The 15,543-nt window shown below is 74.3% G+C and carries 11 protein-coding genes; 5 read left to right on the top strand and 6 right to left on the bottom strand.

Annotation, left to right across the window (positions count from 1 at the left end; genetic code table 11):
* Window positions 1-4 precede the first annotated feature (4 nt).
* The 5 genes from E5083_RS06460 to E5083_RS32130 form a co-directional block, all read right to left on the bottom strand.
* Window positions 5-2,626, bottom strand: a complete 2,622-nt coding sequence (locus E5083_RS06460) for a SpoIIE family protein phosphatase (protein WP_135784626.1) — start codon at window positions 2,624-2,626, stop codon at window positions 5-7.
* A gap of 272 nt (window positions 2,627-2,898) precedes the next feature.
* Window positions 2,899-3,189 (bottom strand): YkvA family protein, encoded by a 291-nt coding sequence (locus tag E5083_RS06455; protein ID WP_135784625.1) that lies wholly within the window; start codon window positions 3,187-3,189, stop codon window positions 2,899-2,901.
* Between the two features lie 78 nt (window positions 3,190-3,267).
* Window positions 3,268-4,437: a hypothetical protein gene (locus E5083_RS06450; RefSeq protein ID WP_135784624.1), complete on the bottom strand. Its 1,170-nt coding sequence runs from the start codon at window positions 4,435-4,437 to the stop codon at window positions 3,268-3,270.
* A gap of 225 nt (window positions 4,438-4,662) precedes the next feature.
* Window positions 4,663-6,027, bottom strand: coding sequence for an FAD-dependent oxidoreductase (locus tag E5083_RS06445; RefSeq protein WP_135784623.1), 1,365 nt, complete (start codon window positions 6,025-6,027; stop codon window positions 4,663-4,665).
* Window positions 6,028-6,142: 115 nt separating this feature from the next.
* Window positions 6,143-7,879, bottom strand: a complete 1,737-nt coding sequence (locus E5083_RS32130; RefSeq protein WP_341869863.1) for a C40 family peptidase — start codon at window positions 7,877-7,879, stop codon at window positions 6,143-6,145.
* Between the two features lie 458 nt (window positions 7,880-8,337).
* Between E5083_RS32130 and E5083_RS06435 the strand changes: the two genes are divergently transcribed.
* Window positions 8,338-10,296, top strand: a complete 1,959-nt coding sequence (locus E5083_RS06435; protein ID WP_135785245.1) for a DUF1996 domain-containing protein — start codon at window positions 8,338-8,340, stop codon at window positions 10,294-10,296.
* A 36-nt stretch (window positions 10,297-10,332) separates the two neighbouring features.
* Here the strand turns inward: E5083_RS06435 and E5083_RS06430 are convergent, their stop codons facing one another.
* A complete protein-coding gene (locus tag E5083_RS06430) occupies window positions 10,333-10,974 on the bottom strand; it encodes a class I SAM-dependent methyltransferase (protein WP_244317403.1) in 642 nt (213 codons plus the stop codon).
* A 108-nt stretch (window positions 10,975-11,082) separates the two neighbouring features.
* Here E5083_RS06430 and E5083_RS31655 point away from each other — a divergent pair, with 108 nt between their 5' ends.
* The 4 genes from E5083_RS31655 (at window position 11,083) to E5083_RS06415 (ending at window position 15,530) form a co-directional block, all read left to right on the top strand.
* Window positions 11,083-11,535, top strand: a complete 453-nt coding sequence (locus E5083_RS31655) for a flavodoxin family protein (protein ID WP_244317402.1) — start codon at window positions 11,083-11,085, stop codon at window positions 11,533-11,535.
* Window positions 11,536-11,747: 212 nt separating this feature from the next.
* The gene (locus E5083_RS06420) at window positions 11,748-13,826 is read left to right on the top strand and encodes an acetoacetate decarboxylase family protein (protein ID WP_135784620.1); all 2,079 of its coding nucleotides are present in this window, start codon (window positions 11,748-11,750) and stop codon (window positions 13,824-13,826) included.
* A gap of 22 nt (window positions 13,827-13,848) precedes the next feature.
* The gene (locus tag E5083_RS31105; RefSeq protein WP_167513478.1) at window positions 13,849-14,166 is read left to right on the top strand and encodes a hypothetical protein; all 318 of its coding nucleotides are present in this window, start codon (window positions 13,849-13,851) and stop codon (window positions 14,164-14,166) included.
* Window positions 14,167-14,276: 110 nt separating this feature from the next.
* On the top strand, window positions 14,277-15,530 hold the full coding sequence (locus E5083_RS06415; protein WP_135784619.1) for a beta-ketoacyl-[acyl-carrier-protein] synthase family protein: 1,254 nt from the start codon (window positions 14,277-14,279) through the stop codon (window positions 15,528-15,530).
* Window positions 15,531-15,543 lie beyond the last annotated feature (13 nt).

The following is a 15,543-nucleotide window of genomic DNA, read 5'->3' as shown; positions in this document are numbered from 1 at the left end:
AGCCTCACGGCAGTGGTTGTTCCGCCCAGATTATTTTGCCGGTCGGGGTGTAGCGGGTGCCCCAGCGGTCGGAGAGCTGGGCGACCAGGAAGAGGCCGCGGCCGCCCTCGTCGGTGCTGGCGGCGTAGCGGAGGTGGGGGGAGGTGGTGGTGCCGTCGGAGACCTCGCAGATGAGGGCGCGGCCGCGCAGGAGGCGTACGCCGATGGGGCCCCGGCCGTAGCGGATGGCGTTGGTGACCAGTTCGCTGAGGATCAGTTCCGTGGTGAAGGTCAGCTCCTCCAGGTCCCAGTCGGCGAGCTGACGGGTCACCTTGGCGCGGATCTCCGAGACGGCCGCCGGATCGGCGGGCACCTCCCACGTGGCGACCTGGTCCTCGCCCAGGACGCGGGTCTCGGCCACGATCAGCGCGACGTCGTCCGTGGGGCGTACCGGCAGCCGGTCCAGGACGATCCGGCAGGTCTCCTCCGGCGAGGCGCCCGGCGCGTGCCGCAGCGCGTCGCGCAGCAGGTCGAGCCCCTCGTCGATGTCCCGCTCCCGGTCCTCCACCAGCCCGTCCGTGTATAGCACCAGCCGGCTGTCCTCCGGCAGCTCCAGATCGGCCGTCTCGAACGGCAGCCCGCCCAGGCCCAGCGGAGGACCGGCCGGCACGTCCGGGAACTCCACCGTGCCGTCCGGCAGCACCAGCGCGGGCGGCAGATGCCCGGCCCGCGCGATGGTGCAGCGCCGGGACGCCGGGTCGTACACCGCGTACAGACAGGTCGCGCCGGTGACGGCGGCCGCGCCGTCCTCCGGGGTTTCGTCCTGGTCGAGCCGGGCCACCAGCTCGTCCAGCAGGCCCAGCAGCTCGTCCGGGGGCAGGTCGAGCGAGGAGAAGTTGTGCACGGCCGTACGCAGCCGGCCCATCGTCGCCGCCGCGTGCAGCCCGTGCCCGACCACATCGCCCACCACCAGCGCCACCCGCGCGCCCGGCAGCGGCAGGACGTCGAACCAGTCGCCGCCCACCCCCGACTGCGCGGGCAGATACCGGTAGGCGATCTCCAGCGCGTCCTGCGCGGGCAGCGTGCGCGGCAGCAGACTGCGCTGGAGGGTCACCGCCATGCTGTGCTCACGGGTGTACCGGCGGGCGTTGTCGATGGACACCGCCGCCCGGGCCACCAGCTCCTCCGCCAGCGCCAGATCCTCGGAGTCGAACGGCTGCGGCTTCTCCGAGCGCCAGAAGTTCGCCACTCCCAGCACCAGGCTGCCCGCCCGCAGCGGCACCGTGATCAGCGAGTGGACGCCGTACTCGACGATCTGCTCGGTCCGCTCCAGGTCCTGCGCGTGCCAGCCCGGCGCCTCGCGCAGATCCGGCTCCACCACGGACTGCCCGGTCGCCAGGCTGCGCGCCTGCGGCGAGGTCGGCACGAACCGGATGCGCTCGCCCAGCGGATACAGCGGGGCGTCCTTGCGGATGCCGCTGAACGCCGCCCGCCGCAGCTCGGTGCCCGGCTTCGGCTCCTCGCCCTTGAGCACCGGGTCGAACAGGTCCACCGTGACGAAGTCCGCGAACCGGGGCACCGCCAGCTCGGCCAGCTCCTCCGCCGTCCGGCTCACGTCGAGGCTGGTGCCGATGCCCACCCCGGCGTCGTACAGCATGTTCAGCCGCTCACGGGCCACCTCGGCACGGCCGGACAGGGCGCGCAGCTCGGTGGAGTCGCGCAGCGTGGTGACGCTGCCGGGCGGGCCGCCGTCCAGATCGGTGGGGCGCTGGTTGATGGCCAGCAGCTTGTCCTTGACGAGGTGCACCTCGTCCGTGGCGACCCGCCCCGAGGCGAGCAGCCCGGCCGTCTCGTCGTCCAGCCCGAGGTCCAGCACGCTGCGCATCTCGGCGTCCTCGGGCAGATCCAGCAGCCGGTGCGCCTCGTCGTTGGCGAGCAGCAGCTTGCCGCCGTCCCCGACGATCAGCACACCCTCCCGGACCGCGTGCAGCACCGCGTCGTGGTGCTCGTACATCCGGGTCATCTCGTAGGGGCCCAGGCCGTGGGTCTGGCGCAGCAGGCGCCTGCTGACCAGGGCGGTGCCCGCCGTGGCCAGCGCGAGCGCCGCCGCGGCCGCAGCGAGGAGGAGCGGTAGCTGCTGGTCGGCGGCCCCGCCGACGTGCGCGGTGGTGATGCCGGCCGAGACCAGCCCCACCACCTTGCCGTCCGCGTCCCGCACCGGGACGACCACCTGGACCAGCGGACCTATCGTGCCGGTCAGCTCCTCGACCACCGTCTCCCCGCGCAGCGCGGGCCCGATCGTGCCGACGAACTTCTTGCCGATCCGGTCCCGGTCGGGGTGGGTGTAGCGGATGCCCTGGGTGTTCATGACGACGATGAAGTCGACGTTGGTCGCCTTGCGGGCCGCCTCCGCGCTCGGCTGGAGGATCGCCGTCGGGTCCGGCGAGCGCAGCGCGGCCGCGGTACCGGGGGCGTTGGCGAAGGAACCGGCGGCGGACAGGGAGCGGTTACGGGCCTCCAGGCCGCTGTCGTGCCGTACCTGGAGCACCTGCGCCACCACGGCCGACACGACCAGCAGCAGCACGATCACCACCTGGAGCAGGAACACCTGCCCCGCCAGGCTGCGCCCCGTCGCGGCACGCAGCACACCGGGCGGACCGCCTTCGCCGTCACCTCCCGGATGCCGCGCGCCTATGGGCGCGCGCGGGTGCCCGAACGAACGGGGCGCCCGCGGATCGGGTCGGCCGGGCAGTCGCACCATGTGCCCATGTCTACACTGCCGCGCTCCGTCAGGCGAGGCCGAACCCCGAGGTGAAGGGCGTGATGAGGCCGATCCGCGCTCACCTGCGCCGCCCCCCGCTCACCCGGTCGGCGGAAACCCGTACGGGGTCACCCGAACCGCCCCGGACTCCCCGACGATCAGAAGTCGCCGGGCTTCTCCGGCAGCGGGCGTGTCGCGGCGCGCATGCTGCGCAGGGCGAGCAGCAGGACGCCGATGTCGTCGAGGTAGACCGGGTCGGGGAGCAGATCGGTCGGCAGCACCAGATAGAGGACCGCGCCCCAGAACACCCAGCGCGGCCCGGTCGGCAGCCCCGCGTCCCGCAGCGAGCGTCGCGCCCTGACCAGCCGCACCAGCAGGACGACGGCGAACCCCAGCACCACCGCCGCCGCGAGGGCCGCGACCACCAGCACGATCGTGGAGTTGTCCATGCGCCCTGTCCCCTCCCGCCGCGCGGTCCGCCCGCGCCCTCTTCCTTCTGCCCGCTCCTGAGCCCGGCAGCCGCCGGGTCACACCCGGTCGCTGCCCTCGGGTTCGCGCTCCGGGCCGGGGTCGGTCTCAGGGGCGGCCTCGGGCCGCTGTCCCCGAGTGGGGAGCCGCAGCCGCTCGAAGGTACGGGTGAGCTGCTGCAACGGCGACTGGTTACGGGCCTGGGGCCGCTGCTGCGGCAGGACGGGCAGCGGGGTGTCGCGGTACGCGGCCAGCGCCTCGTGGGCCTGCTCGGCGGCCTCCCGGTACAGGTCCCGCGACTTCGTCATCGCCTCCAGCGCCTCCCGGTACCGCTCGACCCGGCGCCGCTCCCGCTCCAGCTCCTCCTGCGGGGTCATCAGCGTCCAGTTGTCCCGCAGCCCGGCCAGCGCCTCACCGAGCCCGCGCGGCCTCGGGCGCGACAGCGCGACGAAGTCCCGCAGGGCCGTGACCAGCTCGGCGGGCTCGGAACCGTCCAGGAAGACGCTGCGCACGGCGTACGCCTGCCGGTCGTACCCCGCGGGCGCCGGGTCCGGGGGCAGCAGTACGGCGCCGCCGCGCGGCACCTCCACGCCGAGGTCCTTCAGCGCCCAGTTGACCGCCCGGAACTGCTGGGGGGTGGCCCGGTGCTCGATCACCCGGTGCCGCAGCCCCGGCGGCAGCAGCCGGGCCAGCGGCAGCCTGCCGCGCTCGTCCGGCGTCATCGCCTCGTGCACGACCAGATTGACGCACCACGCCTCGCGGGCCGCGTCCCGCAGTCGCCGGCGCATCTCCTTGTCGTCCAGCGGCAGCGCGTTGACCTGCCGGAACCGCAGCCCCGGCACGGTCGGGTGGTGGTCCCACTCGCCGTCCTCGGATGCGGAGCCGGACTCGGGCCAGAACAGGGTGGCCGGTGAGGGCCACGCCTCCTCCCACAGCCGCTCGGCCTCCGCGACGAGCGTCCACTCGTGCCCCGGCCGCTCCGGCACGGAGACGAGGGTGAGCCGGGCCCGCACGGTGATCGTGCCCCCGGCGCGCCAGCGCGCCTCGAAGACGCGGTCGGTGGAGCCCTCGGGGACGGGCGGCTCCGAGAAGTCGTCCAGATCCCCGCTCGCCCGGCGTTCTCTCAGGGTGCGGCGGACGACGTCCTCGGGGGTGGGACCGGTGTGACGGCCGCGGGCCGCCCAGATCGTCTGCGGGACGGGGGCGCGGTCGGTGGCGGAGTTCGACATGGGCCAATCTGCTGGTGGGGGCCGGGGCGCGTTCCAGTATCACCGGTATGCCCCGTCATCGGGGGGCCGGGTCCCGGGGCGGCGCGTCGGGCGGGGGCGCGCGCGGTCGCGTACGCCCCCGACGCGCCTCGCACGCGCCCCGTGGGGGCCGGGTACGCGAAACCCCGACGAAGGCCGGGGTACGGCCGTGTCGGGGTCTCGTCGTCGGTCAGTGGCGCTGTGCGATCAGGCGCCGCTCTCCCGGAGCATGTCCTCGCGCTCCACGAGCTTCACGCGCTCGCGGCCGTGCGGCTCACCGAGGGCGCGCTCGGCGGCGTCGAGCTTGTACCAGCCGTCCCACGTGGTGAAGCGGACGCCCCGGCCGGACAGGAAGGCGTACACGGCCTCCGGGTCCGGAGCGGACGGGGTGTGCAGCCGGCCGTTGGCGTGGTCGTCCAGCAGGTTGGCCACCGTCTCGTTGGCGTCGCCCTTGGTGTGACCGATCAGACCGACCGGGCCGCGCCTGATCCAGCCCGTGACGTAGGTCGACGCCAGGTGGGCGCCGCTCTCCTCGATGACCCGGCCGCCCTCGTCCGGGACGGTGCCCGTCTGAAGGTCCCAGGGCAGCTTGGGCAGCTTCTCGGAGAGGTAGCCGACCGCGCGGTACACCGACTGGACGTCCCAGTCCTTGAACTCGCCGGTGCCCTTGACATTGCCGGTGCCGTCCAGCGCGGTGCGCTCGGTGCGCAGGCCGACGACCTTGCCGTTCTCGCCGAGGATCTCCGCCGGGGACTCGAAGAAGTGCAGGAAGAGCTTGTGCGGGCGGTCGCCGACGTCGCGGATCGCCCAGTTCTCCAGCGTCTTGGCGACCATGTCGGCCTGCTTGTTGCCGCGCCGGGTCTCGATGGAGCCCGCGTCGTAGTCGATGTCCTCGGGGTCGACGATGACCTCGATGTTGGGGGAGTGGTCCAGCTCGCGCAGCTCCATCGGGCTGAACTTCGCCTGCGCGGGGCCACGGCGGCCGAAGACGTGGACCTCCAGGGCCTTGTTGGCCTTCAGACCGTCGTAGACGTTCTGCGGGATCTCCGTCGGCAGCAGCTCGTCCGCCGTCTTGGCCAGGACGCGGGCCACGTCCAGGGCGACGTTGCCGACGCCGAGGACGGCGACCTTCTCGGCCTCCAGCGGCCAGGTGCGCGGCACGTCGGGGTGGCCGTCGTACCAGGACACGAAGTCGGCGGCGCCGTAGGAGCCGTCCAGGTCGAGACCGGGGATCGACATGTCGCGGTCGGCCATCGCGCCGGTGGAGAAGATCACCGCGTCGTAGAAGGCGCGCAGGTCGTCCAGGTTGATGTCGCGCGGGTAGTCGACATTGCCGAAGAGACGGATCTGCGGCTTGTCGAGCACCTGGTGCAGGGCGGTGATGATGCCCTTGATGCGCGGGTGGTCGGGCGCCACGCCGTAACGGATCAGGCCGAACGGGGCGGGCATCCGCTCGAAGAGGTCGATGGACACGCCCGGATCGGCGGCCGTCTCGGACTTCAGCAGGGCGTCGGCGGCGTAGATCCCGGCGGGGCCGGCTCCGACGATGGCTACCCGCAGGGGGCGCGGCATGATCAGGTTCCCTTCGAGCGTGGACAGGCGACTCGATCAGGAAGCCTAAGCTAAGGCAGCCCTAACTTAGTACACGGGTCCAGTCTATGGGCTCATAAACAGCTTTTATGGGTGTTCAGGCGGGCCTGATCACCCGGTGGATCGCGGCCTCTCCGGCGCCGTAGACCGACTCCTCGCGGATGGCCGCGCCCGGCCCCGGCGCGTGGATCATCGTGCCGTTGCCGACGTACAGGCCCACGTGCCGGTCGTCCTCGAAGAAGAGCACCAGGTCACCGGGGAGGGCTGCGGCGAGCGCCACCTCGGTACCGGCCGACGCCTGCTCGTGCGCGGCCCTCGGCAGCTCGACCCCGGCTGTGCGCCAGGCGCCCTGGGTGAGGCTGGAGCAGTCGAACGAGTCGGGCCCGGTGGCACCCCAGACGCACGGCTTGCCGACCTGAGCGGCGGCGAAGGCGATGGCTTTGGCGGCGCGGACGATGTGGGCGGATTCGGTGGTGGGGCGGGGGGTGAGGGGGGTGGTGGGGAAGGTGCCGGGCTGGGGGGCGGGGGTGGGTGCGGCTGCCTGGGCGGGCGCGGGGGCCGTAGGCGGTGCGGGCGGGAAGGTGGGCGCCGGAGCTTGGGAAGGCGCGGGAGTCGGCGCCGGGGCGGGTGCGGCGGCCACAGGCGGTGCGGGCTGGAACGCGGGGGCCGCCGGGAACGCACCCGTTCCGTACGTAGGGGCCGGGGCCTCGACCACCGGAGGTACGGCCGGGAACGTGCCCGTCCCGTACGTCGGGACCGGGGCCACTTCGGCCACCGGAGGTACCGCCGGGAACGCCCCCGTGTCGTACGTCGGCGCCAGCGAAGCCGCCGCCGGGAACGCGCCGCTGTCGTAGCCGGGCGCGAACGCACTGGTGTCGACGGCCGGCAGCGTGCCCGTGTCCGTCTGCGGGGCCGGGGCCAGATAGCTCAGGCCGCCGGTGTCGCTCAGCGGGCCGGGGATCGGGTAGGGCAGCGAGCCGGTGTCGCCGAGCGCGCCCGGCATCGGGTACGTCAGCGGGCCGGTGTCCGTGACGGATGCCGGTACCGACCACTGGCCCGTCGGGGCGGCCGGTGCCTGCGCCGCGCCGGAGCTGGCGATCCCCGGCGCGGCAGTCTGTATGCCGTCCGCCTGCGGGGTGCCCCACACCTGCGCCGGGGCGGCGTTCCAGGAGTGGCGGGACAGCAGATCCTTGGCGGAGGCTAGCTTGCGGCGGTTGCCCGCCTTGAGGTCGGCGGGGGAGCGGCGGCCCGGGGCGGCGGGCTGGGCCGGCAGCACGGCGGGCGGTGTCGGCGCGGGAGCGGCCGGGAGGCCGACCGGCATGGCGGGGGGAGACAACTGGGGTGCCGTCAGCGGGAGTTGAGCGACCGGCGCGGCCGGCAGCGCCGCCACGGACGCGGCCGGGGGAAGCGCGGCCGCCGTACCCGCCGCTTCCAGTGCCGGGGCGGACGACGTACCGCCCGTCAGCTCGGCCACCGGGCGCTGCGAGGAACCCGCGGGCAGCGCGGGCGTCTCCGGCTCGATGCTGGGCAGACCCAGTTCGGCGGCGGTCCAAGTCCGTTCCACGGCAGGGCCGTTGTCGGGCATCCGGTCGGCGGGGAGGGTGGCGGGCACGGTCGGTCCTGCCTTGGCGCGGGCCGCGTCGAACCACTGGCGGGTCACGGCGTCGAGCGCCGGGTCCGGACGGCTGCCGGACCGCTTGGCCAGCGGTACGCCCCGCCTGCGGGTGGCGGCCGCCATCGCACGGGTGGCGTTGTAGTTGCCGGTCGCGTTCTCGGCCCGTGCGTAGAGGGAGTCGATCCGCTGCCGAACCTCTTCGTGACTCTCCGGCGCCATGGGAGACGACTCCTTCCTTGCCCCGCAGGGCAGTTGGGCCGGCGCGCCCGGACGTCGGTCGAATCTCCCGTACCGGACGCCGCTACGGGCTCCTGGGGACGGGGAGCCGGGCGGCCTGCCGTCAACCTAGCCAACTTGTGTCACTCGTGTGAAGGTCACCGGGTGGAATGTCCGATACGTATTTGTGATGTTCGCCGCCGTGTTCGGATGGGCACACTAGGCGCTCAACTCCTTTGTACAGGTGCGCGCGTGGCCTTCCATGCCTCATGTGGCGCAGTTTTCTTGAGAGTTCGCCATGAAATCCGGGCCGCGCTGAACACACCGGCACCACCCCGCGTATGGGTGTGGGGCGCCACATGCCCCCCACCGACCACGACCCGCAGGGGACGATCTTGGAACCGAACAGGCGCAGGCGCCCGACCGGCGCACGACGCGTGACCCTCGCCGCGGTCGCGCTGATGCTCGGCGGCGGCGGCCTCGTCGCGGCGAACGTCTACGCGTCGGCCAGCGAAGGAGGCTGGAGCGGACAGGGCTCCGGCGACGCGACGGGCGCATCTCTCAGGTCGGCCGGCATGGCCACCATCGACTGCCCCGACGTCGGCGCCCGGCTGACCGACGTACCGGAGGCGGCCCGAGGGGACGTCGACCGTGAACTGGCCACGCTGGACCAGCAGATCGCGGAGGCGTACCAGCGGCTCCAGCAGTCGGCGGACGCGCTCCGGCAGGACCCGTCGGCCGCCGACAACTCGGTGATGAACCCGCTGAAGGACAAGCGGACCGCGACCCTGGGCCGTATCGCCGACGCCATCGGCCGCGCCGGGAACCGCCCCGACCAGCTCGACGCGCTCGCCCCCTGCACCCTGCGCCCCGCCGAGGCGGCGCCCGGTGGCTCGGGCCAGGAATCCGCCGCGCCCTCCCAGGGCAGCGGGGAGCAGGGCCAGGGCCAGGGTCAGAACGGCGGCGCCGGCCAGGGCGGCAACGGACCCGTCGCCGCCGACTACGCGGACATCAACTCCGTACAGCCCAACGCCCCCAAGGCGCCCCCCGGCGGCACCTTCCGCACCGAGTGCGGGGTCAACGAGAACGGCCTGTTCAACTCGGACAACGTGATCGTGGCCCCCGGTGTCTCCAACGGCGCCCACCACTTCCACGACTACGTCGGCAACCAGTCCAACACCGCCTTCGCCAGCGACCAGGACCTCGCCGACGCCAAGACGAGCTGCGCCGACCAGGGCGACAGGTCCACGTACTACTGGCCGGTGCTGCGCCTGCAGAACGGCACGCAGGAGCGGGACGCCGGGGCGCCGGGCGGCGGCACCGAGGGCAACGCGGGCCAGATCGTCACGCCCAAGGAGGTCACCCTGACCTTCGTCGGCAGCCCGAGCGGCAAGGTCACCGAGATGCCGCGGCTGCTGCGCATCATCACCGGTGACGCCAAGGCGTTCGTCAACGGGCCCGCCAACGCCAACGCCTCCTGGAGCTGCACCGGGTTCGAGGACCGGCAGCTCAAGGACAAGTACCCGTTGTGCCCGTCGGGCAGTGACGTGGTGCGCAGCTTCCACTTCCAGAGCTGCTGGGACGGCCGTAACGCCGACAGCGCCAACCACCGCACCCACGTGGCCTTCGCCGACGCCCAGGGCAACTGCCCCGAGGGGTTCAAGGCCATCCCGCAGCTCGTCCAGCGGATCGTCTACGACGTGGACGCGCCGAGCCTGGACGACGGCGGGAAGAACACCCCGCTGTTCGCGGTCGACTCCTTCCCGGAGCAGCAGCACAAGCCGGTCACCGACCACGGCGACTTCATCAACGTCTTCGACGAGGGCCTGATGCGCACCATGGTCGACTGCATCAACTCCGGCCGTAACTGCGGCCCCGGCGATGACGGCAAGGGCGACGACGGCAACGGCAACGGCGGGACGGCCGAGCCCAGCGAGCAGCCCGGTGGCGGCCAGAACACCGCCGAGCCGAGCGCGACCGCCGAGCCCGAGCAGCCGGCCGAGTCCCAGCCGGAGAAGTCGGAGCAGCCGGGCAACACCGAGGAGCCCGGCAAGCCCGAGGAGCCCGCCAAGCCCGCCGACACCGCCCCGGCCGAGCAGCCCGCGCAGTCCGACCCCGTCGAGGCCCCCCGCGCCGACGCCACGACCGCGCCCGCCAACACCACGAAGAACCAGGGCGGCACCGCCAAGCAGGACGAGTCCAGCGCACCGGCCACCGCCGCCGCGCCCCAGGTCTCCGAGTCCGCCCCGGCACAGGCCGCCGCCGTCACCACCCCGCCGCCCGCGAACCTGGAACCGCAGGCCGTGGGCAACGGCGGCCTCGCCGAGACCGGCGCCAACCTGTGGCCCGCCGCCCTCGGCGTGATGCTGGCCGCCTCCGGCCTGGTGATGCTGCTCCGCGCCCGGCGTCTGCGGTACTGAGACCGAGCCCCCGGTTCCCTTGCGGGGGCCGGGGGTTCAGTGCGCCGTACGCCGGCAGTACAGGAACAGATGCGGCTCCGGCCCGGCGTCGGCGTGGGCCGGCACGAAGGTGGCGTGCGCCTCGGACAGCACGGAGAAGCCCGCGTCCGTGACGAGTTGGGCGAAGTCGTCGGGGGAGAAGCTGCTCACCCGCACCGGCTGCCCCATGAACTCGGTCTCCGCGTCCGCCACGTCCACCGGCACCGTGGCCAGCACCGCGAGACCGCCCGGCCGCAACGCCCGCGCCAGCGAGGCGAGTACGTCCCGCTGTTCGTCGCGGGACATCTGGAGCAGCGAGAAGTACACGCAGACCGCTTCGAACGACCCTTCCTGCAAGTCGAGTTCACGGATGTCGGCCACCTTGAACTCGGCGTCCGGCACCTGCCGCGCGGCCAGCTCGACCATCACCGGCGATACGTCGACACCCAGCACCCGGTGCCCGGCCCGCGCGAGCGCCTCGGCGGTGGGCCGGCCGGTGCCGCTGCCCACGTCCAGCACCCGGCTGCCCGGCATCAGATGGTCCACCAGCCAGCTCAGCGAGGCCAGATGCGGCCCGGAGGCGGCGAACGCCTGCTCATAGGCGATGCCCAGCGTGTCGAACACCACCGCCGCCGGTGCCCGCTGCTCTTCCTCTGCCAAGACGGCTCCTCTCACGTTCCCTACCGATGCCCGGCATCGTCGCACCCATACCCGCACTCCGGGCAGCCCTGTTTGCGGACCGAAGCGCCTACCGGGCAGGGTGCGGGCGTGCCCACCTTGCTGATCATCCACCACACGCCGTCGCCGAACTGCCAGGAACTGTTCGAGGCCGCCGTGTCCGGCGCCACCGCGCCCGAGATCGAGGGCGTCCGCGTGGTCCGGCGGGCCGCCCTCGCCGCCACCGCCTCCGACGTGCTGGCCGCCGACGGTTACCTCCTCGGCACCCCGGCCAACCTCGGCTACATGTCCGGCGCCCTCAAGCATTTCTTCGACCAGATCTACTACCCGTGCCTGGACGATACCCGGGGCCGCCCCTTCGGCTACTGGGTGCACGGCGGCAACGACGTGACCGGCGCCGTCCGCGCGATCGAGACCGTCACCACCGGCCTGGGCTGGCGCCGCGCCGCCGAGCCGGTCACCGTCACCGGCGCACCGGGCAAGGCGGACACCGAGGCGTGCTGGGAACTCGGCGCCGTCCTCGCGGCGGGCCTGGCCGGCTGACGCCGGGGTCGCCCGTTCGGCGGCACCCGCGCACACCCCTCCCGGCCCCAGCCCCGCCCGGCGCCGGACCGGAAAGTCGCTGGTCCCTACACCCGACGCCCGCCGGACGAAGGTGCGGGCGCGGGACCCCTGGCCGACGATGGGCACGAGGCCGCGTCCCGCCGGACGCGGTCGCATCCCGTCGTACGTCGACTGAATCGAGGGAGCGTCGGATGCGAGCGGACGGCCACGCACCCGGACGGCCCGCGCCCGGCGGGCAGGACGCCGACCAGCGCACCACCGAGCAACTCCTGCGCGACGGCGCCCGCGAGGTCGCCGAGGTCGCCGACGGCGTACGCGCCGTCGCCGAACGCACCGCGGACGCGCTGCTCGCCCCACCCCACAGACGCGCCGCCCGCCACCCCCGTACGGGACTCACCGCCCGCTGGGCCTTGCTGCGCGCCCTGACGGACCCGCGCGGCCTGGGCGCCCCGGCCGGTGCCGCGCGCCGAAGGATCGCGCGGCTGCTCGGCGCCCGCCGGGGCGGGGAGCCCCTGGCCGCGCTGATGGCCGTCACCGCGCTGCGGCTGCGCATCGCCGCCGTGCTCGCCGGCCACCCCGAGCTGGCCCGCGACCCCGGCATGCGCCGCCTCACCGAGGCCCTCGGCACCAAGGGCGACCGCGAGGCCGTACGCGCCCTGCGCGCCCTCTTCCAGGACCCCGGCGCCCAGCGCGCCCTCGCCGCGCTCACCCCCGTACTGGACGAACTCCTGGGTGTTCGTGCCCTGTTGGACGCCGAGCCGCCCACGGAACCGGAGACCGACGGGGAGCAGCGCGCCGCCGAGGCCGTCGACCTCACCGACCGGGAGAAGCAGACCCTCGCCACCGAGGGCTCGCTCCTCGGCTTCCTCCGCAACATCGACACCCTCGCCCCCGAGGGCCGCGTCCTGGTGCAGAACGTGCGCGGTCCCGACGGTGTGGTCCGGTACGTCGTCCAGGCCCCCGGCACCAGTTCCGGCCGTCCCCGGCACGGCTCCCCGCGTGATGTGGTTGGCGCCTGGCGGGAGCAGCTCACCGCCGACTCGCCGTACACCCGCGCGCTGCGGCCCGCGATCGAGGAGCACGGCATCCCGCGCGGCGCCGAACTCGCCCTGATCGGGCACGGCGAGGGTGGTACCGCGCTGCTCAACCTCGCGCGGGACGCCGGGTTCTGCCGCGCCTACCGGCTCACCCATGTCATCGCGGTCGGCGCGCCGGACCCCGCCGGACGCCCCGCCGACCCCCGCACCTGGGTCGGCCACGTCACCAACGAGCACGACCTCGTCCCGGCCGCCGCCCCCGCCGACCCGCACCCGAACCGGTACGACGCCCGCTACACCGGCCCGACCCGCGCCTTCCCGGAGTCCCACCTGCTGCGCGAGTACATCGGCCATCTGCGCACCGTCGCCCCCGAGGCCCGCGCCCACCTCGACGAGGCCCTCACGCCGTACCGGGGTCCGGTCGTGCGCAGCCAGGCGTACCAGCTCAAGGACCCGGCGCACCCGCCCGAGGGCCACCCCTTCCTCACCCTGCCGACCTCCTCGGTGCCGACCACCACCGGCCCGGTCGGCGTGCCCGTGCGCTACCACGACTCCGCCGCCGCACACCTCTGCTTCCCGGTCGACACCGAGGCGGTACGGGCCCTGCTGCCCGACGTGCCCTGGATGCGGCCCAGCGGGATCGGCCGGCGCACCCTCGCCGTGCTCTCGCTGTACGAGCACCGCTGCTCCACCCTCGGCCCGTACACCGAGATCGCGCTGTCCGTCCCGGTGGACGACCTGTGGCGGCCCCGCCCGGCCGACTTCGCCACCGACCTGCTGCGCCGCGCCGACCTGCGCCGCACCGGCCGCTACGTCCTCTCCCTCGCCGTCACCACCGAGGAGGCCCGCGTGGCGGCCCGCGAGGTCTGGGGGCAGCCCGCGATACGCGCCGCCGCCGAGGTCCACCTCACCGGCCCCCGGCTCCGGCTCAGCGCGCCCGGCCTCGGCATCGCCGTCCTCGGCCGCCTCGGACCCGGCGTGCGCTGCCCCGAGCCGGACTGGGCGCTGTACGGGCGGCGCGGCGACAGCACCGTACGCACCGCGATCCGCACCTCCGCGCGCCCCCGGCTGCACGCCGGGGCCGGGGTGCGCCTCCGGCTGGACACGGCCGCCGCCGAACCCATGGCCGGGCAGTTGCGCAGACTCGGCATCGACACCGCCCGGCCGCTGTTCGTCGTGGCCTGCCCGCAGTTCATGGTCCACCGCGCCGCGGGCGCCGTCCTGCCGCGCTGAACCTCCGCCACCGGGAGCCGTCATGGTGAGCCACTCCACGCCCGCCCACCCGATCGCCGCCGAACTCCTCGACCGCATAGCCCAGTTGCGCACCGACGCCGACCTGATGGACGGCTACGCCCGCCGCCTCCTCGCCACCGCGGCCGCCCTGAACGGCCGCACCGCCGCCCCGGAGTGGAGCCGCCCCACCCTCGCCCGCCAGGCCGCCGCCTGCCGCACCACCGCCCGCCAACTCCGCCTCGCAGCCGAGGCGTTGCTCAGCCAGAACGGCCCCGGCCGGTCCCGGCCCCGCCGCCGTCCGGCCGCGCCCGCCGCGCTCCCGGCCACCGGCCCTAAATGACGCGGCGCGTCAAGGACGTTCGGGCATCCGGGTGGTAGCCCGTGGCGTCCTGGGCCGAACGGGTCGTGGCGGCCGGGGGAGTGCGCGCGAGGTCCGGATAATCACCGCTCATGCAGCTCGTGAACGCAGGTCAAGCGACCCGGCGCGCCCCCGTGGCCGTCACCGGACTCGGACTGGTCACCCCGGCCGGCGTCGGACAGGCGGCCGCCTGGGAGGGCCTGTGCGCCGGGGCCTCCACGGCCACCGCCGACCCCGGACTCGACGGACTGCCCGTGGCGTTCTCCTGCCAGGTGCCCGACCTCGACGCGCCCCGGCTGCTCGGGCACCGGCTCAGCCGCCGCCTGGACCGCTTCACCACCTTCGCCCTGCTCGCCGCCCGCGAGGCCGTCGCCGACGCCGGACTCACCCCCGGCGACTGGGACGGCCCGCGCATCGGCATCGTCATGGGGGTCGGCACCGGCTCCATGCAGGGCTGGCAGGCCGAGTTCGACCGGCTCGCCGCCCGCGTCCCCGACCGGGTCTCCCCGCTCGCCCTGCCGCGCAGCGTGCCCAACATGGCCGCCGCCGAGATCGCCCTCGACCTTGGCGCCACCGGGCCCAACCTGGTCGTCTCGACGGCCTGCGCCTCCGGTACCAGCGCCATCGGCCTCGCCCGCGACCTGCTGCTCTCCGGCGCCTGCGACCTCGTCCTGGCCGGCGGCAGCGAGTCCGCCCGGCTGCCGATGACCGCCGCCTGCTTCGCCCAGATGCGCGCCCTGTCCCGCCGCGCCGACGCCCCGCACGAGGCGTCCCGCCCCTTCGACCGCGACCGCGACGGCTTCGTGCTCGGTGAGGGCGCCGCCGTCCTCGTACTGGAACGCACCGCCGACGCCCGCGCCCGCGCCGCCCGGCCCACCGCCCTGGTCGCCGGGTACGGCGCCTCCTGCGACGCCCACCACTTCACCTCCCCGCACCCCGGCGGCGACGGCGCCGCCCGCGCCATCCGCAGCGCCCTCCTCGACGCCGGGCTCGCCCCCGAGGACGTCGACCACGTCAACGCGCACGGCACCTCCACCCCGCAGGGCGACCTCGCCGAGCACAACGCCCTCCACCAGGTCTTCCACCGCCCGCCCCCGGTCACCGCCGTCAAGGGCACCATCGGCCACGCCATCGGCGGCGCCGGTGCCATCGAGGCCGCCTGCACCGCCCTCACCCTGCGCCACCAGCTCATCCCGCCCACCGCCAACCTGCACACCCAGGACCCGGCCATCGACCTCGACGTCGTCGCCAAGGCCCCGCGTCCCACGCCGATGCGCGCCGCCATCAGCAGCTCCTTCGGCTTCGGCGGCCAGAACGCCGTACTCGCCCTCACCGCCGCCGAGTAGTCACTCCCCACCG

This window comes from Streptomyces bauhiniae (genome assembly GCF_004784475.1).
GTDB classification, from domain to species: domain Bacteria; phylum Actinomycetota; class Actinomycetes; order Streptomycetales; family Streptomycetaceae; genus Streptomyces; species Streptomyces seoulensis.
The sequence above is the reverse complement of the archived record's forward strand: the minus strand, read 5'-3'. Positions and strand labels throughout refer to the sequence as shown.